The following is a 22390-nucleotide window of genomic DNA, read 5'->3' as shown; positions in this document are numbered from 1 at the left end:
AGATATTAGGGAAATGGCTTACTTTTAATTCAAGCCGTTTACACGTGATAAAGGAGGTCTTATCGGTGAAGAAATCTCGGTTCTTTAAAAACGTCGAGAAGTTCAACGGCACGTTCACACAGCTGGAAGAAAATAGCCGGCGCTGGGAACGACTCTACCGGGAACGCTGGTCGCATGATAAAGTGGTCCGCACGACTCACGGCGTCAACTGTACCGGTTCATGTAGCTGGAATGTGTATGTTAAGCAAGGCATCATTACTTGGGAACATCAGGCAACGGATTATCCGGAATGTGGGGTGAACATGCCTGGGTACGAGCCACGGGGCTGTCCGCGGGGGGCTAGTTTTTCTTGGTATGAATATAGTCCGGTTCGGATCAAGTATCCTTATATTCGGGGCAAATTATGGCAATTATGGACGGATGCCAAAAAAGTGCACACTAATCCGTTAGACGCCTGGGCCAGCATTGTCGAAGACCCAGAAAAGACTAAACTGTATAAGTCAGCACGTGGTCATGGCGGCATGGTGCGGGTCCATCGCCCAGAAGCACTTGAATTGATTTCAGCCATGTTACTTTACACGATTAAAACGTATGGTCCGGATCGGTTGGCTGGGTTTACGCCAATTCCGGCGATGTCGATGATCAGTTATGCCTCCGGAGCTCGTTTCATGTCACTACTTGGTGGTGAGATGCTCAGCTTCTACGACTGGTACGCGGACTTGCCACCGGCTTCCCCACAAATCTGGGGTGAACAAACCGATGTGCCCGAATCAGCGGATTGGTACAACAGTCAATATATTATGATGTGGGGCTCGAACGTCCCACTGACGCGGACACCCGATGCCCATTTCATGACGGAAGCCCGGTATCACGGCGCCAAAATCGTGGCGGTCAGTCCAGATTATGCAGAAAACGTCAAGTTTGCGGATAACTGGCTGGCACCTAATCCGGGTTCCGATGCCGCTTTGGCACAAGGCATGACGCACGTGATTTTGCAAGAGTTCTACCAGAATCGCCAAACGCCAGAATTTTTGAATTATGCCAAGCAATATACGGACTTGCCATTCATGGTCATGCTGAAACCGAGCGCGGCTAATGACAGCGATTACACCTCTGGCCGGTTCGTTCGAATCTCTGACTTACAAGGTAAGCAAGCAGCGGTGAATGCGGAATGGAAGCCAGTCGTGTTTGACCAGAACCAACAGCAAGTCGTCGTGCCAAATGGGACGATTGGGCAACGTTGGGAAGCTGGTCAGCAGTGGAATTTGACTTTGAAAGACGCAGACGGCAACGACATTGACCCACAACTCACGATTAACGCCGAACAACAAGTCGTGATTGATTTTCCAACTTTCGATGCTGATGGAAATGGCGTGCTCAAACGCCACGTCCCCGTCCAAACGGTCACTTTCGCGGATGGTCAACAACAGTTAGTCACGACCGTTTACGAATTAATGTTGGCCCAATATGGGATCGACCAAGGCACGCACGATGAATTGGCAGCGAGTGGCTACGATGATGTCAACAGTCGCTACACGCCAGCATGGCAGGAGACGGTCACCGGGGTCAAAGCCTCATTAGTCGTTCAAATTGCCCGCGAGTTTGCCCAAAACGCCTTAGATACTGGCGGTAAGACGATGGTCATCATGGGTGCTGGTATCAACCACTGGTTCAACTCTGATATGACGTATCGTTCGATCATCAACAACTTGATGTTGTGTGGTTGTGAAGGCGTCTCTGGTGGTGGCTGGGCGCACTATGTCGGCCAAGAAAAATTACGGCCGCAAGAAGGTTGGAGTACGATTGCCTTTGCTAATGATTGGCAGGCAGGTGGTGCCCGGCAACAAAACGGGACCTCGTTCTTCTACTTTGCTTCTGATCAGTGGAAATACGATGAACTCGACAATGCCGCACAGAAGTCACCAGTTAGTGGCTCTGCACACGCCTATGAACATGCGGCGGACTACAACCAGCTTGCGATTCGGCTCGGATGGTTACCATCGTATCCACAGTTTGATCGCAGTTCGCTGGCATTCGCTAAACAGTATGACTCGACTGACATCAATGAAATCTCGAAGCACGTGGTTGAAGAATTGAAATCTGGTCAGTTGCACTTTGCAGCGGAAGATCCAGATGCCAATCAAAATCAACCGAAAGGCCTATTCATCTGGCGTTCGAACCTCTTTACCTCTTCTGGTAAGGGGCAAGAATACTTTATGAAACACTTGTTAGGGGCTGAAAATGGCTTGTTGGCAAAATCCAATAGTCGTTGTCAACCAGAAGAAATGGTGTGGAACGATGACACGATCACCGGTAAGCTCGATTTAGTCGTTGACATGGACTTCCGGATGGTCGCAACGCCGATGTACTCCGACGTGATTTTACCAGCGGCAACTTGGTACGAAAAAGCTGACTTGTCCTCGACGGATATGCATCCGTTCATTCACCCGTTCAACGCAGCCATCAACCCAATGTGGGAATCCAAGAGTGATTGGCAACAGTTCAAGACGTTAGCCAAGACGTTCTCTGATATGGCGAAGAAGTACTACCCAACGCCACAGTACGACTTGAAGACCCAACCACTTGGCCACGATTCCAAGGGCGAAATCAGCCAACCATTAGGTGAGATTCGTGATTGGAAGAAAGGTGAAATTGACGCGATTCCTGGTCAAACGATGCCAGCCTTGTCATTGATCAAACGGGATTACACCCAAGTTTATGACAAGTACATTGCGTTAGGACCAAATGCCCGCGGCAAAATCGGTGGGCTAGGCTTCAGTTATGATGTGTCACCGGAATACGATGAACTCAAGGATATATTGGGTGAATATGACCGCGGTATCAACGAAGGCTGTCCAAAGCTCGACCAAGACAAACGCGTCGTTGATGCCATCTTGCATCTGTCGAGTACGTCAAATGGTCACGTGGCCAAGAAGGCCTGGGCCAATGCTGAAACCGTTACTGGTCGGCCATTGAGCGATATTAGTGCCGGTCGGACCGAAGAGCAGATGACGTTTAAAAGTATTACGGTGCAACCGGCAGAAGCCATTCCGACGCCAATCTTTACGTCGGCTAAGCATGACGGCGACCGCTACTCACCATTTACGGTCAACGTTGAACGGTTAGTGCCATTTCGGACCTTGACCGGGCGGCAACAATTTTACTTGGACCATGAAATCTTCCAAGAATATGGTGAAAGTTTGGCCAACTATAAGCCGACCTTACCACCACAAGTCATGGCGCCTGGAGATACGGATGTTGCACCAGCCGACCATGAGCTGACATTGCGGTATATGACGCCACATGGCAAGTGGAACATTCACACGATGTACTACGATAATCTCGAAATGTTAACGTTGTTCCGGGGCGGTCCTAACGTCTGGTTGAGTCCGGTCGACGCCGATAAAGCCGGCATCAAGGATAACGACTGGCTGGAGATCTACAACCGTAACGGGGTCGTCACAGCGCGGGCCGTTGTTTCGCATCGGATGCCTGCTGGAACGATGTATATGTACCATGCACAAGATATGGAAATTCAAGAACCGTTGTCGACCATTACCGGTAATCGGGGTGGGTCACACAACGCGCCAACCCAAATTCACGTCAAACCGACTCAGATGGTCGGGGGCTATGGTCAATTGAGCTACGGGTTCAACTACTACGGGCCAATCGGTAACCAACGGGACCTGTACGTGAACGTACGGAAGTTAAAGAAGGTGAACTGGAATGAAGATTAAAGCACAAATTGGGATGGTCTTAAACCTCGATAAGTGTATTGGTTGCCATACGTGTTCAGTCACATGCAAAAACACTTGGACCAATCGGCCTGGGGCGGAATACATGTGGTTTAATAACGTCGAGACCAAACCAGGGGTCGGCTACCCGAAATGTTGGGAGGACGAAGACCACTATAAAGGTGGTTGGGAACTCAACAGCAAGGGGAAACTTCAACTCCGGGCAGGGAACAAAGTCAATAAGATCGCGCTCGGAAAGATTTTCTATCAACCCGACATGCCAGAATTAGATGACTATTACGAACCATGGACTTATGATTATCAAACTTTATTCGGTCCAGAAAAGTCGCATCAGCCGGTTGCACGGGCCCGTTCCCAAATTACCGGACTGAAGATGGACTTGAAGACGGGACCTAACTGGGATGATGACTTGGCGGGCTCACCAGAATACTTCAAGGCTGACCCCAACATGGAAAAAATCGAGACCGACATCAAGGCCAACTTTGAACAGGCCTTCATGATGTACCTACCACGGCTCTGCGAACACTGTCTGAACGCACCCTGTGTGGCATCCTGTCCTTCTGGTGCGATGTATAAACGTGATGAAGATGGTATCGTGCTGGTGGACCAAGAACGGTGTCGCGGTTGGCGTTTCTGCATGACTGGCTGCCCTTACAAGAAGGTCTACTTCAACTGGAAGACCCACAAAGCGGAAAAATGCACGTTCTGTTACCCACGGATCGAAGAGGGTGAACCAACTGTCTGTGCCGAAACTTGTGTTGGCCGGATTCGCTACATTGGTGCCATGCTCTATGACGCTGACCGGGTAGAAGAAGCTGCTGAGACGCCTGAAGAAGATCAACTTTATCAAGCCCAACTGGACTTATTCTTGGATCCCAATGACCCAGAAGTGATCGAACAAGCGTTGGCTGACGGTATTTCAGAAGAAATGCTGGAAGCGGCACAAAATTCACCAATTTACCGGATGGCAGTCGAAGAAAAAATTGCCTTTCCATTGCATCCCGAATACCGGACAATGCCAATGGTTTGGTACATCCCACCGCTGTCACCAGTGATGAATTACTTTGAAGGCCGCGATTCGATCAAAGATCCTGAAATGATCTTCCCGGGGATCGACGAAATGCGGATTCCAGTGGATTATTTGGCTAGTTTACTAACTGGTGGCAATGTGCCGGCAATCAAGCACGCGCTCTATAAGTTAGCGATGATGCGGCTCTACATGCGGGCCAAGACCAGTGGCAAGGACTTTGACGTTGCCAAGTTACAACGTGTCGGTTTGACCACGGGTACTGCCACCTCACTGTATCGTTTACTGGCAATCGCCAAGTATGAAGACCGCTTTGTGATTCCACAAAATCACAAGGAACAGGTCGAGGATGCGCAGAGTGAACAGGGTGGCTTAGGCTACGATGAATGTGCCGGCTGTGCCTTAGCACCACAACACGGCAGTATGTTCAAGAAGGCTGAAGCTGGTGAATCGACCAACCAGATTTACGCAGAAAGTTTCTACGGGGGGATTTGGCGTGATTAATTTTAAACAATTGACAACCATCCGACCGGCCTTGGTGACACTGTCGCAACTGGTTGATTATCCCGATGAGGAGACGTTCACGGCCAGTAACCGTGCGGCACTCATGAGCTATCCAATCAACGCGCAAAAAGCGAAGTTGTTGGCCGCCTTTGATGCGATTGCCGCTCAAACACCACTCGAACAGCAGGCCCATTATGCCGGCTTGTTTGAAATGAATAAGCGTTACACCTTGTACATGAGCTATTACAAGATGACGGATTCACGCGAACGCGGCACGATTCTGGCCAAACTCAAGATGATGTATGAAATGTTTGGCTTGACGACGGTCAACAGTGAATTGGCAGACTTTTTGCCCTTGCTGCTAGAATTCCTGGCATACGGTCATTTCGAAGGGGACGCCCGGCAACAAGATATTAAGCTCGCCTTTCAAGTGATTGAAGATGGCACCTATACCTTATTGCAAAATGCCGCCGCAGACTTGGATGATCCGTATTTCCAACTTTTACAGGTCGTTCGGGCCACCTTACGAACCTGTGTCGAAACGGGGGTCGTGGCGTCATGAAAGATTTCTTCTCCGTGGTCGTATGGGTCATTTACCCGTATGCCATGTTGTTATCGTTCTTTTTCGGAACCTTTATCCGAATGAAATTTTATCCAGCTAGCGTCACCGCAGTTTCCAGTGAAATGCTAGAAAAGAAAAAGCTGATGATTGGTGCGATCACCTTTCACGTTGGGATTATCCTGGCGTTTTTCGGCCATATCTTAGGAATTTTGATTCCCAAAGCTTTTACGGATTTCCTAGGGATTTCGGATGAAATGTATCATATGTTTGGCTCCCTGATGATGGGGACCGGTGCCGGGGTGTTAGCGCTGGCTGGGATGATTATCCTGACTTACCGGCGTTTCACCAATGTGCGGGTCTTCATGACCAGTTCATGGAGCGATTTGATGGTCAACGTAGCCCTGTTGATTACGATCATCCTAGGGTTATCATCAACGCTGTCCGGGCCGTTTCACCCGACCTTTGACTACCGGACGACTTTATCAGTCTGGGCACGGTCCTTGTTCTACTTCCAACCAAAATGGTGGTTGATGGCCAACGTACCGTGGATTTACAAGGTTCACGTGGTTTGTGGCTTTGCAATTTTCGGTTTCTTCCCGTACACCCGGTTGATTCACGCGATTGCGATTCCATATCAATACTTCTACCGCCGTTACATTGTGTATCGTCGGCGGCCGCGGGTCTAGCAGCTATCGCTTAAATGTAAATTAACTAATGCTGGTCTTCGGACTTCGAGAATGCTGAATTCTTGAAGTCTGGGGGCCAGTTTTTGGTTGCCGGCGGTGCTAATTTGGTGGTGATTTCGGAATAATTGTAAAATGACTTGGCACATGAGATATGACGGTCACGTTGCCTAGGAAATAGTTTGGCTCAGCAGATTTGACGGCCACGCTGGCATGAAATGGTGTGGTCCGGAAGGGTTGACGGTAGCTTGGACCGGCAATGGCTTGAAAATTTCGACGTTAAATTTGGTCTGGAACGGATTGATTCGAGAAATTCGATGGTCAAATTAGGCTTGAAAATGGCTTAGATGGGAGTTTTCACGATGCGTTTAAACTAGAACCGATGATGTCAAACGTCCCGCAGAACAGGCAGAACCAAGTTGTCCGCATCCACCGAGTCTGTACGACGTAGTTTTGATCAGCACGAATCGGCTGGTGTTCGGAAAAGCTGACGCCCGAATTAATGTGAGCGTGACCAAATTGTGAGCGGACGCGCTTTGGGGTGTTTCCCTAATAGGATTATGGCGGTGGGGGTGCTATGCTGAAATTAATTAAATTATTGGAAAGGAGTGCCGTCATGGCCAAGTTTAATTTTACATTGAATGCTGCGCGGATGGACGCGAGTGGGCACTATGACTTTCAAAATGTCTTTGAGTTTCCCGATTTTATCGAAATGCGGCCGACGTTGCGGGCTGCCGTACGAACAGTCGCGCGCGAGGCGTTTGACCAACCCGTGTTGCCCGTTAAAGTCGAACGAATGACCACCTCGCTGGAAGAACAATTAGAGCGCGAAACCCGCAAGTATGAGCGCCAAGTGGGGGTTTATGAAAACCAAAAAGGGGAGCGTAATCAGCTCGTTCGGTTGTTCACCCACGTGTTACAAGTCATCAGTCGGACGGATGACATCACCGAAGAACTTGAGGACATTATTTACGCGGTCAACCAGACCCGGCTGAGTTTGATTGGCTTACCAGATCTGGAAGGCACGGGTGAACTGTATGACGCTGACCGTGACCGGGAGCTGATTCCGGGAACCTACTATCATTTTGTGACTCAGTTGTTAGTCAAGCCCTATTTGCGGGATGTAAATGGCGAGCTGGTTCCCGAAAACGTGACGGCACCTGGGCGGCATTTGGTCGTGCGGATGACGACTTATGCTTATCGAGACTGGGATGCATATCTGGTACATGAATACGATGAACAGCATTTGATCAAAAATGAGAAGGGCCTGACCAACGCCGAGTACTACAATAAGTTGGAAGCCGTCGAATTGAAATATGCCGATCATATCTATTCAGAAGTATTAGCGGATACGTACCAAGATTTCATCAAGATTTTAGTACCAGACCAGTTGCCGCGCTTTGAAATCATGTCGAGTGACTTGCGGCCGTTATTGGCAAAAAATCCTGGGCTGCGAATCCGGTTGGCAGCAATCGTTAACCGTAATTTTAAACTCGATGCGCAGGGCTATGAACACGTGATGGATGCACCGCTCAAAGAAATTAAGCAAAAATACCAATTTTATCGGGAAAACTTTTAGCGAACTTTTAATGAAGGGAGCGGTGCAAGATGGCCGTTGATGCACAGTTAGGAACTGAAGCTTTTGAAAAAGTTATTTTTATGTTAGACGTGGTCCCAACCGCGAACAATATCCAGGAATTTGCGCTGCAGGGCAATCTGTATCCAGAGCCGATCGACGAGACGGCGTGGGCGCTGCCAGGTTATTTATCGGATGATTATAACGTCTTCTTGGTATTTGCGCCCAACGTCTTAAATCACTGGACAGTCACCTGCGCACAAGTCAAGATTGAAAATGGGCATGACATCACCGAGATGAGTAACGTGGTCCCAACTGGAACTGGGATGAACGCGATTGCCCATGCTAGCAAAGCTGGGGCGATTGAACTGTTGGCGTACTTTAAGACGCTGGAAGCAAATGGGCTCGGCCACTTTGATGATGAAATCTGGAAGTATGTTGAGTGAAATTTGAGAAAAATTTGTAAATTTTGTTAGTAAAATATCATAGTTGTTCGGCAGTCATAATTGATAGATTGCTGAACAACTTTTTTTTGTTTAATATATTCAATAAACAAATAAAAAATATCGATAGTCAAATATTGATTATCGTTTATCGATATGATATCTTAATAGTAAAGATACGGGGGTGTAATTATGTCAAGAATGATGAAGTTGGGAACTGAAACGTTAAGCGTGATTTTGTGGTTCGCATCAATATTAATTTGGTTTGGCATTTTTGTTCCGATTGAGGACATCTTTAATTATTTTTCAGGCGATACGACGAGTTATATTTTACACAGTGATGACTTTATGATGCCGATTAGGACCCATGAAGCAAGCGCGAATATGATTGCTAGTTTTCCAGCGGGAATTTATACGATTCTGATGGTTGTTGGTTATATTCTGATGCTGGTTGGTGTATTTATGGTTATTCAGGGAGTTTCAGCGATTGTCAGAAACATTCAGGAACAAGTCTATTTTTCTACTGAAAACAGTCAACAGATGAATCGAATTGTAAAAGGTCAGATATGGATACTGGGCTCGTCGTTGCTAATGGCTTGTGCAAATCAATTGATGGTTAGTTGGCTATACCGGATCAGTCGATTTGGTTTGGGATGGGACAACTTGGTGAGCGCTTTTGTCGAACTAATTATCTTTGCCCTAATTGCCATGGTATACACCCGAGCCGTCAACATGAAGACTGAAAGTGATTTAACCATCTAAAAAGGAGAGTTGTCGTAATGATCAAGATCACCTTGAACGTCGTCATGGCAGAACGTAATATAACGACCAGTGAATTAGCTAAGCGAGTTGGTATTACGCCAACCAACATTTCAATTTTGAAGACTGGCAAGGCTAAAGCAATCCGGTTCAGTACATTAGAAAAGATTTGCGCGGTCTTGGAGTGTCAGCCAGGTGACATAATCATTTACGTCGATGATAACTAGAGGTTGCCAATCATTAGAAATTCTTAGCAAATTTCCAAGCACAAACTATTTTACCTTCTTTGACTAATTTGATAAACTTAGGATAAGAAAGTTGAGGTGACTGATTGAGATGGCTAGTCATAGGCAAATGATTGACAAACTAGTGTGAGGAAGTTGCTAGCGCTGTATGCGTTAGTAACGATTCACTAACTCAATTTTAATCTTAACTCGGGAAACGTAACGAGTAGTCAATTTTAGGTGAAAGAGGGATTCTATGAACAATTTTCAAAATGACCCACAACCACGGACCATTAATACGCAAGTTGGGCTCCGTAGTTTCTTAACAAAAATGTATGGGTTCATGACGGTTGCTGTGTTGGTTTCAGCCTCGACCGTTTACTTATCAATGACCATGTTCCAGGCACAAATTTACGCTGCCTTCAATGCTCATCCAATCATGGCGCTGGTTATTTTCATTGTTAGCATGTTCGTCATGATTGGCGGGATTCAAGCCAATGCAACGCGTAATCCAGCAATGAGTTTTACCTTGCTGATGCTGTTCTCAGTGGTCTTTGGGGTCGAAATGTCGATCATCTTATCCTTATACACGGGTGCGGTGATTACCGGGGCCTTCGTTGCTGCTGGTGCAGTTTTCGCCACGATGGCTGTCATTGGGACGACCACTAAGCGTGATATTTCACGGATCGGTAGTCATCTGATTGCCGCATTAATCGGTTTGTTTGTGGCTTCCATCGTTAACATGTTCTTACAAAGCGCCATGATTAGTTATATCTTCTCATACATCGGTGTCTTGATTTTCGCCGGTTTATCCATGTGGGATGCTAATCGGATGCGGGACATGTATTTACAATATGGTGACCAAGTTTCATCTACTGGTTTAGCCGTTACCGGAGCCTTACAACTTTATTTGGATTTCGTTAACTTGTTCTTATACTTCGTCCAAATCTTCGGTGGCTCAAGCCGCGACTAATCATTAACAGAATAAACTTCAAATTAGACACGCTAGCCCGTTCGGTTAGGGTGTCTTTTCGTTAGTATGCCGATATGGGCCAGCTGGTGGTTATGAGTTGTGATGCATAATTATTGAAACATGCGTCAATATGCGTCGTGCTAGTTATTATTTAGCATAAAAGCTGATTGAAACGTGCTAGTTGGATTGTTGTTCGTCAGCGGAGGTCGGGACCCCGCTCGAATGGCGGATGAACGGTCACCTTTTTTTGGTGCAATTGACCATCGATTATTCAGTAGCTGGACCTTCGGGTAAACTTTTGAAATCAGCATAGATGATGGTTTATTGAGCTTAAAGACTTATCTAATTTCAATGCTGAGTATGATGGTTTCAAGAATGTGCACTAATTTTAGAGACACTATCCTTGAAGTTAGTGCATAGAATTCCCCTTCGTTTGGACTTAGGCTTTGTCGTCTTATACGAGTAGAAAAAGTTCTGACAATATTCAGTAATGCTACCGACTCCTATGATTGGAACGTGAGTATGATAGCCTTTACCCGAAACAAATCTTAAAGTTCATTACCAAAATGACTATTTACTAAGAATCGACGAGCAGTTCATTTAAAGTTGGGTCCGCACATGTCCGCCTTTCGACTACTATCCCGGCTGGAAGGCATTCTGGGCAAGGCCCAGTGGTGAAATCTCACTTAGCAAGCGTTTTTGGCTTGGTTAGTGAAAGACCAGTATTTAAGACGTGGGCTGTCGGCTTAAATCTGTGTCCACCACGTTCCGGCCATTGCACAGAATGCCTGGAAGCCGGTGTAGGAAGCATCTACTACAGCAAGTTTACGGTAACTCGCACTGTTTCCAGCGGGTCCCAGCTGGCAGCACTTGAACTTAGAAAATGGCACGTTTTAATCATGATTCATAACACACAATGCGTGTCAATGTTCAAAGTCAAAGGCGGCCAGCTCACTAACAAACAGAAAATCTATGATTTACCGGGTTTTCAGTGGGCCGAACTCCCGTTTTAGGTGATTGTTTGGTACAATTATAAGGGTAAACCACTTGTTAGTGGACCACATACTGGTCGCAAAATCAGTTCGGTGCAAAATGACTGATAACACTGATGAGCATTGCATGATATCGATAACTTAAAATTAAGAGACGGGGAGCAAACCAATGGCAAAAAAATTATTACTGATTGATGGTAACAGTGTGGCGTTTCGGGCGTTCTTTGCCTTGCATAACCAACTGGAACGGTTCGTAAATCCGGATGGCTTGCATACAAACGCTATTTATGGCTTTAATACCATGCTTGACCACATGATCAAGGCCGTGGACCCCACCGATATGCTGGTGGCTTTTGATGCGGGTAAGACTACGTTTAGAACCGCCATGTATGATAACTATAAGGGCGGTCGCGCCAAGACCCCAAGTGAGTTCTCTGAGCAGATGCCATATATTAAGCAATTATTAGACGCTTATGGCATTAAACATTATGAATTAAAAGATTATGAAGCCGATGATATTATCGGGACGCTGGCTGGGCAGGCTGATCAAGCGGGCTATACGACGACGATCGTTACTGGTGATCGTGATTTGACCCAGTTGACGACGGAACGGACGACGGTGGCAGTGACCGTTAAAGGGGTTTCAGAAGTTGAACGCTACACCCCAGAACACGTTACAGAAAAATTAGGCATCACGCCGGCACAAATCATTGATATGAAGGGGCTAACGGGTGATACTTCAGATAATTATCCTGGTGTGACCAAGGTCGGCGAGAAGACAGCGCTGAAATTGCTGAAACAATACGGGTCGATGGAAGGTATCTATGAAAACATCGATGCGATGAAGGCCAGCAAGATGAAGGAACATCTGATTGAGGACCGCGAACAGGCGGCTCAAGCCAAGGTGCTCGCAACCATCAAGCGGGATGCACCGATTGAGGTTCAGTTATCGGATTTGACTTATAATGGCCCTGATTTGGACCAGTTGGCCGCATTCTATCAAACGATGGATTTTCAGTCATTTTTGAAGAAGTTGCATCTGCAATCTGACGAACCAGCGACACCAATCGAATACACTGTTTTGACCAAAGACAATTTGGATGAATTACAACAATTTACGACCAATGTCGACTTCTATCTTGAAATGCCGACACCAAACTACCACACCTCCGCCTTCGCTGGTTTTGCGATTGGTGCGGATGGCCATTGGTATATTAGTCGTGATGTTGAATTGTTGATGCAACCCGCAGTCAGCGAGCTTTTGACTAGCGATACGCTGACCAAGGACGTTTTTGATATGAAACGAACGATGGTTGGGCTGAACCGTTTGGGCATCCAGCTTGGTAAAGTTGATTTTGACCTATTGCTCGTTTCATATTTACTAGACACCAATGATAACAGCAACGACCTTGGTAGTCTGGCGGAACAACACGGCTACACTGACTTGCCAAGTGACGAGACCGTCTACGGCAAGGGTGTCAAACGTGCGATTCCTGAGGATGATGACGTGTTCTTCAGTCATTTGGCACGAAAATTAGCGGCAATTGCTGATTTGAAACCACGCTTGTTGAAAGAACTCGCGGATAATGAGCAGGCCCAACTCTACGATGATATCGAAAAACCAATGGCGACGGTGCTCGCTCAGATGGAAATTGCCGGCATTACCGTTGATAGCAGTCGCTTGAAGGCGATGGGTAGTCAGTTTACGGAACGCCTGAGTGAGATCGAACAGACCATCTATCAAGAAGCCGGTGAAGAGTTCAATATCAATTCACCCAAGCAATTGGGTCACATTTTATTTGAAGAAATGAAGTTACCAGTCATTAAAAAGACGAAGACCGGTTACTCAACCGCCGTCGACGTGTTGGAAAAATTAGCACCAGAAGCACCAATCGTCGCGAATATCTTGCAGTATCGTCAAATTTCAAAGATTCAATCAACCTACGTGGTGGGCTTGCTGGATGCCATTCATTCCACAGACCAAAAAGTGCACACGCGTTATCTTCAAACGTTGACGCAAACAGGCCGCTTGTCCTCAGTTGACCCGAACTTGCAAAATATTCCTGTTCGGCTTGAAGAAGGGCGTAAGATTCGGCAAGCGTTTGTTCCGAGTCATGACGGTTGGCAGATTTTTTCATCTGATTATTCGCAAATTGAATTGCGGGTGCTCGCCCATATTACCGGTGATGAGAACATGCAAGCGGCCTTTAAGGAAGGCGACGACATTCATGCTGCCACGGCGATGCGAATCTTTAATTTGAAATCTGCTGAAGACGTGACACCTAATATTCGTCGGCAAGCCAAAGCGGTCAACTTCGGTATCGTTTACGGCATCAGTGACTATGGCTTGTCACAAAATATTGGTATCAGTCGTAAGCAAGCGCGCAGCTTTATTGACGCTTACTTCAAGGAATATCCAGGTGTCAAGCAGTACATGGATGATATTGTCAAATCGGCAAAGGAACAAGGCTACGTTGAGACAATTTCTCATCGTCGTCGCTATTTGCCAGACATTAATTCGAAGAGTTTCAACCAACGCTCGTTTGCCGAACGGACGGCCATGAACACGCCAATTCAAGGTAGTGCGGCCGATATTATCAAAATTGCGATGATCAAGATGCAAGCCGAGTTGAAAAAAGCTGGTTTGAAAGCAACCATGCTTTTACAAGTTCATGATGAATTGATTTTTGAAGCACCAAAGGAAGAGATTCCAGTTTTAGAAAAATTAGTACCAAGCGTGATGGATTCCGCCGTGAAGTTAGCCGTACCGTTGAAGGTCGAGAGTCACTACGGTGATACTTGGTACGATGCAAAATAGGGGGAACCACCATGCCTGAATTACCAGAAGTTGAAACGGTTCGTCGTGGGTTGAATCGGCTCGTTAAGGGTGCCACGATCGCTGATATTGACGTCTATTGGCCCAAAATCATCAATAATGACGTGGCTTTATTCAAACAACGGCTGATCAATCAGACGATTCAAACCATTGACCGGCGTGGCAAATATTTATTGTTCCGATTTAGTAACGGTTTAACGATGGTGTCACACCTACGCATGGAAGGTAAGTACAACGTCGTTCCGCGTGGTGAAGCGCGCGATAAGCATACGCACGTCGTCTTTCATTTAACGGATGACCGGGACTTGCTGTATAACGATACCCGTAAATTTGGGCGGATGACGTTGGTGCCGACTGGTGAGGAACTATCGGTGGCTGGACTACGCACAATTGGCCCGGAGCCGGTCGCTGACCAACTGACCTTGGCTTATCTGACTGCGACGCTTGAACATTCCAAGAAAATGATCAAGCCGCTCTTACTGGACCAGAGTAAGATTGCGGGCATCGGCAATATTTATGCGGATGAAACGTTGTGGATGAGCAAGATTCATCCGATGCGGCCAGCTAATTCGCTGACAGCCGATGAAATTGCAACGTTGCGCGACAATATTATTACCGAAATGGCATTAGCCATCAAAGGACACGGAACGACGGTACACTCGTTCTCAACGGCGTTTGGTGAGGCCGGTCAATTTCAGAATCACCTGCATGTCTATGGTCGTGAAGGCGAACCTTGTGAGCGGTGTGGCACGATGATTGAGAAGATCAAGGTCGCGCAGCGTGGGACACATTTCTGTCCCCTTGAACAACGATTGTAGGTGATCACCGTGACGAAATTAATCGGGTTGACCGGTGGAATTGCGACTGGAAAATCAACCGTTTCTAAGTTATTAGCGCAGTATTTACCTATCGTGGATGCTGACAAAATCGCCTGGGCGGTCGAAGGACCAGGACAACCCACGACGCAGAAAATCGCAGCTAAGTTTGGGCCGGACGCATTATTGGCGGATGGTTCACTCAATCGCCCATGGCTTGGTCAGTTAGTTTTTAATGATTCGGCCGCCTTGCAGGATTTGACGGCCATCACCAGTTTGCCGATTCAATATGCGATGTTTGAAGCCATCGTTGCGGCAGGCCAGTCGAATCCAACGGCGATTATTCTAGACGTGCCGTTACTCTATGAGAGTGGCTGGCAGAATGTCTGTGACCAGGTTGTCGTCGTGACTGCACCACCGGCCATCGTACTAAAACGCTTGATGGCGCGCAACCAGCTGTCAAAGCAAGCGGCCCAGGCACGGATTGCGAGTCAGCTGCCATTGGCGCAAAAGGCCGCGTGGGCGGACGTGGTGATTGATAACGGTTCAACCGTTGATAAAACTGAAGCCGCCGTGTTAAAATGGCTAGAAACTATGACTGTTTAATAAAAATAATTGTGACTTGTTACAAGGGGTGTGAAAGCTATGCAATGTCCACATTGTCATCATAATGGCTCCCGTGTGGTTGACAGTCGACCGACTGATGACGGTCGCGTCATCCGGCGTCGGCGGGAATGCGAAAACTGTGGTTTCCGATTTACGACGTTTGAACGGGTCGAAGCGACCCCGTTATTAGTGATCAAGAAAAATGGTGCCCGTGAAGAATTCAATCGTGAGAAGGTCTTACGAGGGATTATTCGCTCCGCCGAAAAACGCCCAGTCAGCATGGAAACCATGACTGGGGTCGTTGATGATGTTGAAAATAAAGTCCGGTCGCTGGGTGAAAATGAAATTTCCAGCCAGGTGATCGGTGAGTACGTGATGGAACAACTCGCGGATATTGATGAAATCTCTTATATTCGCTTCGCTAGTGTTTATCGCCAATTCAAGGATATGCACGTGTTCTTGAACGAACTCCAAGATATGATGGAACGTGACAAGGTCAAGTTGGCGAAACCGTCAGCGAAGACCGAGCACGCGCCAAAACGTAAAAAGGATTAGGTCAAAAGAATGGTGAACAAGATGCCAAATGAAGAACCATTGACGCCCAAATCAGGACTGGTGGTCCCACAAGCCCCAGCGTTGAGCGCCGCCCAGCAAGCAGTCTTAGCGGAGCTGTATTTACCACTAATTGGGCCACTGGCATATAGTTTGTATGCCGCGCTGCGAAGCTTACAAAGCAGTGAAAACGAACTGAGTAATCGTCGTAGTCATGCGGAATTGCTAGGAATTTTGAACGCCGATTTACCGACCGTATTGGCAGCACGTCGTAAACTAGAGGCGACGGGGCTGTTACGGAGTTATTACCAACAAGATGAGCTCGGCACTTTGTATATTTATCGCTTGCAGGCACCGCAACTAGCCTTACAATTCTTTGCAGATGACCTGTTAAGCGTTTTGCTGCTCGATACCGTTGGGGAATTACGCTACCAACAGCTGGCTAGTGATTTTGCCACGCAACCGGTGGATCTGACGGCGGCGAAGGACGTGACGGCTAATATCCTCGAGGTATTTCACGTTGATGGTCATAGAGTCACGACCACGCCACGCCCTGTCCAGCAGGTGCGGGCACAGCTGGCTGCCAATGAACCGGCTGAAGATCAATCACCAGTACTCAGTGATGATGACTTCGATTGGCAATTATTAGGTCAAATCTTGAAGCAAAACTACGTTGACTTGAAACAAGTGGCTAGTTCGCGCCAACTTATCGTTACGGAAAGCCGGGTTTACGGCATCAGTGAGATTGAGATGGCCAAGCTGATCAGTGAAGTTGCCAGTTTGACGACTGGACAATTTGACGAGAATCAGTTGAAACTGTTAATTGCACGCCGGTATGAGCGGCCAACTGCGCCAACTCGGACGACGACAAATGAAGCACCGGCCGATAAGTCGACTAAACCAACCACTACGGCGGCCAATTCTAGTAAGGCAACCCGGCAGCCAGCTTCAACGGCACGACTCTCTAAGGACGAACAACAATTGGTCGATGTTGCGAAGCAGGCCGCGCCGTACGATTTTTTGGCGGCGGTGAAGCAGGAAAAGCACGGCTTTGTGACAAGTGGTGAAAATCGGCTGGTCCATGATTTGATCAGTAGGGGCGTGTTACCGAACTCGGTCATCAACATCGTCATTTATTACTTGCTCCAAAACAGGGAGTTGGCTGCGCTCAATCGGAGTTTGATCGAGACGGTTGCCAATGACTGGCAACAACATGGCGTCAACACGCCAGAAGCGGCGCTGGCCTACTTGAAGCAACGTCAGCGGCCGAAGACCTCGACACCGCGGCGTAAGTCGAATGCCCGGCCAACCCGCAAAGAAGTGATGCCAAAATGGGCCCAGAAACAACAAACTGGCGAAGCTCAGTCGGACAAGCCCAACAAGCAACTGTCGGCAGAACAACGTCAACAATTAGCGGCACGACTCGCCAAGCTCGAGACAAATTCAGAAAAGGAGGACTAAAGCATGGAGAATATCTCAGAAACACTCCGGACGTTAATGAATCGCAAAAACTTGAATCATCGCTATGAGGCGTTAATGACGACCGTGTATCATGATCCAGATGTTCGTCAGTTTTTAGCCGCTCACCAGGATGAATTATCTGCGGATGCTTTGGAACGCTCTGGTGCCAAATTATATGAATTTTGCGAAGAAAAACGCAAGCTCGCCCGGCATGAACCGACGCAGGCACCGGGCTATCAGCCGACATTGGTGATGAGTAATCATCTGATCGACATTGCTTATCAACCAACGCCGCAATTACAAGAACAACAGGCAGCCCGAGCGCTACAACAACGGGTCCGGTCGATCAGCATGCCCAAAAGCATTCAAACGGCCGATTTAAAGTCGTATGATCAAGACGGCGACCGCGCGACGGCACTGGTGGCAGCGCTGGACTTTATTGACGCTTATACGCAAGCCCCAAAGCGGTTCCATCGCGGCCTTTACCTATATGGGTCGTTTGGCGTCGGCAAGACTTATCTGCTCGGTGGGATGGCGAATGAACTGGCCGCCCGCGGCTTCAATACGACATTGATTCATTTTCCAAGCTTTGCGGTCGAAATGAAGCGGTCCATCAGCAACAATACGTCTGCTGATAAGGTCGATGCGATTAAACGGGCGCCAATTTTGATGATCGATGATATTGGCGCCGACGCGTCGTCCACTTGGATTCGCGATGACGTGCTTGGGGTGATTTTAGAGTACCGGATGCAAGAAGAGTTACCAACCTGTTTTTCATCGAACTTTTCAATGCAAGAATTACAGGACGGTTACTTAACGATTTCGCAAAAGGGTGATGAGGAACCAGTCAAAGCCCAGCGAATCATGCAACGGGTGCGCTACCTCTCCAGTGAGATCGAAATGGTCGGTCGCAATCGGCGCTTGAATCCAGATGGTTAAAATCAAGAGTTGACTTTTAAGTTAAAAGTGGTTTAATGAAAACAGATGCAAAAGACACGCTTCGTTTATCATGGCTCACAGAGACCAAGACCTTGTTCTGGAAGTCTTGGACCGGATTTATGAAGATACCACTTTTGTGAACATGCTCAATTGAGCCGGAACGCTTCCGTTATTAGCGCTAATGAGTCAGTATCTTTTGTGGTACTGAAAAATCGGGTGGAACCACGTCAATGACGTCCCTAATGCTAGTTCAGTCTGGCATTAGGGACTTTTTTGTCGTCCCGGCGCGGTGTTTTGGTGAGTGGGTAAATTTTAAGGAGAGTGTCAAGTATATGGCAAGTATTAATGTTAAGTTCCCAGATGGTGCTGTAAAGCAATTTGATGCCGGCGTAACGACGGAAGCAATTGCTAAGTCAATTAGTCCTTCATTGGCTAAACGGTCGGTTGCTGGTAAGTTCAACGATCAGATCGTGGACTACCGCCAACCACTGACAACCGATGGTAGTATCGAAATTATCGCTGCTGATAGCGAAGACGGCCTGAATGTCTTACGGCAAACGGCTGCCCAAGTATTGGCTAACGCGGTCAAGCAACTCTTCCCAAGTATTCATTTTGGGAGTGGTGAAGGGAATGCCAACGGTTTCTTCTTTGATACCGACAACCCAGACGAAGATGGTAAGCAAGTAAGCGAAGATGATTTGGAAGCAATCAGTGATAAGATGGCTGCAATCATCAAGCAAGACTTACCAATTGAACGCGAAGTTTTGTCGAAGGCAGATGCGCTCGCATTAGTTGGCGACAATCCTTATCAACAAGACTTAGTTAACGAACGGGCTGCTGAAAACGATGGTCAAGTCGTGGTTTACAAGCAAGGCGATTTCGTTGATTTATCAGATGGTGCCCAATTAGCCTCAACTGGTAAAGTCAAAGTCTTCAAGTTATTGTCCGTTGCCGGTGCATACTGGCAAGGCAAGTCCAGCAATCCAATGTTACAACGGATCTACGGGACGGCTTTCTTGAAGCAAAAAGACTTGGATGCTGACTTAAAGCGGCGTCAAGAAGCACGCGAACGCGATCACCGGGTCATTGGTAACGAATTAGACTTATTCTTCGTTGATCCTAAGGTCGGCAACGGGTTACCTTACTGGATGCCAAATGGTGCCACGATTCGTCGTCAAATCGAACGTTACATCATCGACAAGGAAGTTGCTAACGGCTACCAACACGTTTACACACCAGTGCTTGCTAACTTAGACGTTTACAAGCAATCTGGTCACTGGGACCACTACCGTGAGGACATGTTCCCACCAATGGACATGGGTGACGGCGAACAATTGGAATTACGGCCAATGAACTGCCCATCACATATTCAAATTTACAACCATCACATTCGCTCATACCGTGAATTACCATTGCGGATCGCCGAACTTGGGATGATGCACCGTTACGAAAAATCTGGGGCCTTGACTGGGTTATCACGGGTTCGTGAAATGACCTTGAACGATGGTCACACATTCGTTGCGTTGGATCAAATTGAGGAAGAATTCAAGAAGATCTTGAGTTTGATGGTTGAAGTATACGAAGACTTCGATATTTCTGACTACCGCTTCCGTTTAAGCTATCGTGACCCTGAAAATACTGAAAAGTACTTCGATGACGATGCAATGTGGGAACGGAGCCAAAAGATGTTGAAATCTGCCATGGATGACATGGGCTTGGATTACTTCGAAGCTGAAGGGGAAGCCGCATTCTACGGTCCTAAGTTGGACGTTCAAACGAAGACGGCCCTTGGTGGTGAAGAAACCTTATCCACGATTCAATTGGACTTCTTGTTACCAGAACGCTTCGATTTGAAGTATGTCGGTGCTGATGGTGAAGAACACCGTCCAGTGATGATTCACCGTGGCTTAGTTTCAACGATGGAACGTTTCGTGGCTTACTTGACTGAAATGTACAAGGGTGCCTTCCCAACTTGGTTAGCACCTAAGCAAGTTACCATCATTCCAGTTAACAACGGTGCACATGGCGCCTATGCCGAAACGGTTCGTCGTCGTTTAGCCGCTGAAGGCGTTCGGGTAAGCATTGATGACCGGAACGAAAAGATGGGTTACAAGATTCGTGAATCACAAACGAAGAAGGTCCCATACTTGTTAGTTGTCGGTGACCAAGAAGTTGCTAACGGTAGCGTTTCAGTTCGGAAGTACGGTGAAGAACGGACGGAATCCGAAGCTGTCGACATGTTCATTGGGGCAATCACGCAGGAAATCAAGCGTTACAGTCGTGGTGCTAGCAAATAATTAACGACTAATGACATCAATGTAGATTGATGGGTTGACAAGGGCGGTCGTTCTTGTTAATATATTGGAGTTGAGAAAAAAAGCAGAAGCACCCGCTTCTCGCCTTGGTAACCAGAGTTATCGGGCAGATGAACGATGAATTGATTCCCATTAACGGGGTTGAGCGGGCGTATTATGCGCCCGCTCTTTTTGTGAATTTCTCTAAAATTTTTCGGAGGTGAATTACCATAGCTAAGGATTCAATGGTTAATGACGGCATCCGTGCTCGCGAAGTACGTTTGATCGCCAGTGATGGTGAACAATTAGGTGTCAAGTCACGACAAGAAGCAATGCAGATTGCTGAAGACGCTAGTTTAGACCTAGTATTGGTTGCGCCGAAAGCGAAGCCACCCGTTGCCAGAATTATGGATTATGGGAAGTACCGTTTCGAGCAACAAAAGAAGGAACGGGAAGCCCGTAAGAAGCAAAAAGTGGTCAGCATCAAGGAAGTCCGCTTGAGCCCAGCTATCGACACCAATGACTTTAACACGAAGCTGAAACATGCTGAAAAGTTCTTGTCAAAAGGTGACAAGGTTCGCGTCTCCATCCGGTTTAAGGGCCGTGCCATTACCCATAAGGATATTGGTCGCCAGGTCTTGAACCGAATGATCGAAGCCACTAAGGAATTTTCGACGGTCGAAGCCTATCCTAAGATGGACGGCCGGAGCATGTTCTTAGTGCTAGCACCAAAAACAGATAAGTAATTTCTAGGAGGATTATTGATTATGCCAAAACAAAAGACAAACCGCGCTGCTGCAAAGCGTTTCAAGGTAACTGCTAAGGGTAAGATTAAGAGCGCCAACGCTTTTACTAGTCATCGTTTCCATGGTAAGACTAAGAAACAACGTCGCCAATTACGTGGTACGGCTATTATCGAAAAGCCAATGGTCAAAACATACCACAAGTTATTACAAAAATAATTCACAACGTTTTAGTTAAATCTAGGAGGAAATAACATGGCTCGAGTAAAAGGTGGAACTGTAACACGCAAACGTCGCAAACGGATTTTAAAATTAGCTAAAGGTTACCGTGGTGCTAAGCACATCCAATTTAAGGTTGCTAAGGACCAAGTAATGAAGTCATACCAATACGCTTTCCGCGATCGTCGCCGGCGTAAGAGTGACTTCCGTCGTCTTTGGATTGCCCGGATCAACGCGGCAGCCCGGATCAACGACATCAGCTACAGCCAATTAATGCACGGTTTAAAGGTTGCTAACGTTGACGTTAACCGTAAAATGTTAGCTGACTTAGCCGTTAACGATGCGGATGCATTCAAGGCATTAGTTGACACTGCTAAAAAGGCACTTGCTTAATTTAAAACTTAATTAGGGCGTTGCTCTAATGTTG

Annotated in this window: 19 protein-coding genes and 1 other annotated feature; all 19 genes read left to right on the top strand. The window is 47.2% G+C overall.

The features are described from left to right. Nucleotides 1–65 precede the first annotated feature (65 nt). Nucleotides 66–3737 (top strand): nitrate reductase subunit alpha, encoded by a 3672-nt coding sequence (locus KGF65_RS10505; protein ID WP_213472214.1) that lies wholly within the window; start codon nucleotides 66–68, stop codon nucleotides 3735–3737. Then, nucleotides 3727–5286, top strand: a complete 1560-nt coding sequence (gene narH / locus KGF65_RS10500; protein WP_213472215.1) for a nitrate reductase subunit beta — start codon at nucleotides 3727–3729, stop codon at nucleotides 5284–5286. The genes KGF65_RS10505 and narH overlap by 11 nt, the downstream gene beginning before the upstream one ends. Further along, entirely contained in the window at nucleotides 5279–5848 is a 570-nt protein-coding gene (gene narJ / locus KGF65_RS10495; protein WP_088769646.1) for a nitrate reductase molybdenum cofactor assembly chaperone, read from the top strand. Before narH ends, narJ begins: the two co-directional genes overlap by 8 nt. Then, nucleotides 5845–6534, top strand: a complete 690-nt coding sequence (narI, locus tag KGF65_RS10490; protein ID WP_105924395.1) for a respiratory nitrate reductase subunit gamma — start codon at nucleotides 5845–5847, stop codon at nucleotides 6532–6534. The genes narJ and narI overlap by 4 nt, the downstream gene beginning before the upstream one ends. A 613-nt stretch (nucleotides 6535–7147) precedes the next feature. Further along, the gene (locus tag KGF65_RS10485; protein WP_105924400.1) at nucleotides 7148–8110 is read left to right on the top strand and encodes a hypothetical protein; all 963 of its coding nucleotides are present in this window, start codon (nucleotides 7148–7150) and stop codon (nucleotides 8108–8110) included. Between the two features lie 29 nt (nucleotides 8111–8139). Continuing rightward, the gene (locus tag KGF65_RS10480; RefSeq protein ID WP_003638516.1) at nucleotides 8140–8553 is read left to right on the top strand and encodes a hypothetical protein; all 414 of its coding nucleotides are present in this window, start codon (nucleotides 8140–8142) and stop codon (nucleotides 8551–8553) included. Between the two features lie 189 nt (nucleotides 8554–8742). After that, complete coding sequence (locus KGF65_RS10475) at nucleotides 8743–9312, top strand: DUF2975 domain-containing protein (RefSeq protein ID WP_216748447.1); 570 nt, start codon at nucleotides 8743–8745, stop codon at nucleotides 9310–9312. Nucleotides 9313–9329: 17 nt separating this feature from the next. After that, complete coding sequence (locus KGF65_RS10470; protein ID WP_216748446.1) at nucleotides 9330–9536, top strand: helix-turn-helix transcriptional regulator; 207 nt, start codon at nucleotides 9330–9332, stop codon at nucleotides 9534–9536. Between the two features lie 253 nt (nucleotides 9537–9789). Further along, nucleotides 9790–10506 carry a Bax inhibitor-1/YccA family protein gene (locus tag KGF65_RS10465; RefSeq protein ID WP_105924397.1) on the top strand — a complete coding sequence of 239 codons (717 nt, stop codon included), beginning with the start codon at nucleotides 9790–9792 and terminating at the stop codon, nucleotides 10504–10506. A gap of 1161 nt (nucleotides 10507–11667) precedes the next feature. Beyond that, nucleotides 11668–14316 carry a DNA polymerase I gene (gene polA / locus KGF65_RS10460; RefSeq protein ID WP_105920876.1) on the top strand — a complete coding sequence of 883 codons (2649 nt, stop codon included), beginning with the start codon at nucleotides 11668–11670 and terminating at the stop codon, nucleotides 14314–14316. An 11-nt stretch (nucleotides 14317–14327) separates the two neighbouring features. Beyond that, nucleotides 14328–15152 carry a DNA-formamidopyrimidine glycosylase gene (gene mutM, locus KGF65_RS10455; RefSeq protein ID WP_050338835.1) on the top strand — a complete coding sequence of 275 codons (825 nt, stop codon included), beginning with the start codon at nucleotides 14328–14330 and terminating at the stop codon, nucleotides 15150–15152. A gap of 9 nt (nucleotides 15153–15161) precedes the next feature. Continuing rightward, nucleotides 15162–15755, top strand: a complete 594-nt coding sequence (gene coaE / locus KGF65_RS10450) for a dephospho-CoA kinase (protein WP_088769640.1) — start codon at nucleotides 15162–15164, stop codon at nucleotides 15753–15755. Between the two features lie 39 nt (nucleotides 15756–15794). Next, nucleotides 15795–16310 carry a transcriptional regulator NrdR gene (gene nrdR / locus KGF65_RS10445; RefSeq protein ID WP_050338834.1) on the top strand — a complete coding sequence of 172 codons (516 nt, stop codon included), beginning with the start codon at nucleotides 15795–15797 and terminating at the stop codon, nucleotides 16308–16310. Nucleotides 16311–16331: 21 nt separating this feature from the next. Further along, the gene (locus KGF65_RS10440) at nucleotides 16332–17768 is read left to right on the top strand and encodes a replication initiation and membrane attachment family protein (RefSeq protein ID WP_105924399.1); all 1437 of its coding nucleotides are present in this window, start codon (nucleotides 16332–16334) and stop codon (nucleotides 17766–17768) included. Nucleotides 17769–17771: 3 nt separating this feature from the next. Next, nucleotides 17772–18707: a primosomal protein DnaI gene (gene dnaI / locus KGF65_RS10435; protein ID WP_050338832.1), complete on the top strand. Its 936-nt coding sequence runs from the start codon at nucleotides 17772–17774 to the stop codon at nucleotides 18705–18707. 332 nt (nucleotides 18708–19039) lie between these two features. Continuing rightward, complete coding sequence (gene thrS / locus KGF65_RS10430) at nucleotides 19040–21004, top strand: threonine--tRNA ligase (protein WP_056952390.1); 1965 nt, start codon at nucleotides 19040–19042, stop codon at nucleotides 21002–21004. A gap of 74 nt (nucleotides 21005–21078) precedes the next feature. After that, nucleotides 21079–21202, top strand: a sequence feature (ribosomal protein L20 leader region). Nucleotides 21203–21225: 23 nt separating this feature from the next. Continuing rightward, a complete protein-coding gene (gene infC, locus KGF65_RS10425) occupies nucleotides 21226–21747 on the top strand; it encodes a translation initiation factor IF-3 (RefSeq protein WP_031267356.1) in 522 nt (173 codons plus the stop codon). A 21-nt stretch (nucleotides 21748–21768) separates the two neighbouring features. After that, nucleotides 21769–21963, top strand: coding sequence for a 50S ribosomal protein L35 (gene rpmI / locus KGF65_RS10420; RefSeq protein WP_003638526.1), 195 nt, complete (start codon nucleotides 21769–21771; stop codon nucleotides 21961–21963). Nucleotides 21964–21999: 36 nt separating this feature from the next. Continuing rightward, the gene (rplT, locus tag KGF65_RS10415; protein ID WP_003638527.1) at nucleotides 22000–22356 is read left to right on the top strand and encodes a 50S ribosomal protein L20; all 357 of its coding nucleotides are present in this window, start codon (nucleotides 22000–22002) and stop codon (nucleotides 22354–22356) included. Nucleotides 22357–22390: the final 34 nt, after the last annotated feature.

Origin of the sequence: Lactiplantibacillus sp. 30.2.29 (assembly GCF_018991255.1) — a bacterium.
GTDB classification, from domain to species: domain Bacteria; phylum Bacillota; class Bacilli; order Lactobacillales; family Lactobacillaceae; genus Lactiplantibacillus; species Lactiplantibacillus pentosus.
This window is presented reverse-complemented; position numbering and strand designations above follow the sequence as displayed.

What these genes read in the sequence shown, in the direction of transcription:
- KGF65_RS10440 (WP_105924399.1), top strand. Translation starts at nt 16,332, where the DNA reads ATGCCAAATGAAGAACCATTGACGCCCAAATCAGGACTGGTGGTCCCA.
- KGF65_RS10480 (WP_003638516.1), top strand. Translation starts at nt 8,140, where the DNA reads ATGGCCGTTGATGCACAGTTAGGAACTGAAGCTTTTGAAAAAGTTATT.
- nrdR (WP_050338834.1), top strand. Translation starts at nt 15,795, where the DNA reads ATGCAATGTCCACATTGTCATCATAATGGCTCCCGTGTGGTTGACAGT.
- mutM (WP_050338835.1), top strand. Translation starts at nt 14,328, where the DNA reads ATGCCTGAATTACCAGAAGTTGAAACGGTTCGTCGTGGGTTGAATCGG.
- narH (WP_213472215.1), top strand. Translation starts at nt 3,727, where the DNA reads ATGAAGATTAAAGCACAAATTGGGATGGTCTTAAACCTCGATAAGTGT.
- rplT (WP_003638527.1), top strand. Translation starts at nt 22,000, where the DNA reads ATGGCTCGAGTAAAAGGTGGAACTGTAACACGCAAACGTCGCAAACGG.
- dnaI (WP_050338832.1), top strand. Translation starts at nt 17,772, where the DNA reads ATGGAGAATATCTCAGAAACACTCCGGACGTTAATGAATCGCAAAAAC.
- KGF65_RS10465 (WP_105924397.1), top strand. Translation starts at nt 9,790, where the DNA reads ATGAACAATTTTCAAAATGACCCACAACCACGGACCATTAATACGCAA.
- rpmI (WP_003638526.1), top strand. Translation starts at nt 21,769, where the DNA reads ATGCCAAAACAAAAGACAAACCGCGCTGCTGCAAAGCGTTTCAAGGTA.
- KGF65_RS10470 (WP_216748446.1), top strand. Translation starts at nt 9,330, where the DNA reads ATGATCAAGATCACCTTGAACGTCGTCATGGCAGAACGTAATATAACG.
- KGF65_RS10485 (WP_105924400.1), top strand. Translation starts at nt 7,148, where the DNA reads ATGGCCAAGTTTAATTTTACATTGAATGCTGCGCGGATGGACGCGAGT.
- polA (WP_105920876.1), top strand. Translation starts at nt 11,668, where the DNA reads ATGGCAAAAAAATTATTACTGATTGATGGTAACAGTGTGGCGTTTCGG.
- thrS (WP_056952390.1), top strand. Translation starts at nt 19,040, where the DNA reads ATGGCAAGTATTAATGTTAAGTTCCCAGATGGTGCTGTAAAGCAATTT.
- KGF65_RS10475 (WP_216748447.1), top strand. Translation starts at nt 8,743, where the DNA reads ATGTCAAGAATGATGAAGTTGGGAACTGAAACGTTAAGCGTGATTTTG.
- narI (WP_105924395.1), top strand. Translation starts at nt 5,845, where the DNA reads ATGAAAGATTTCTTCTCCGTGGTCGTATGGGTCATTTACCCGTATGCC.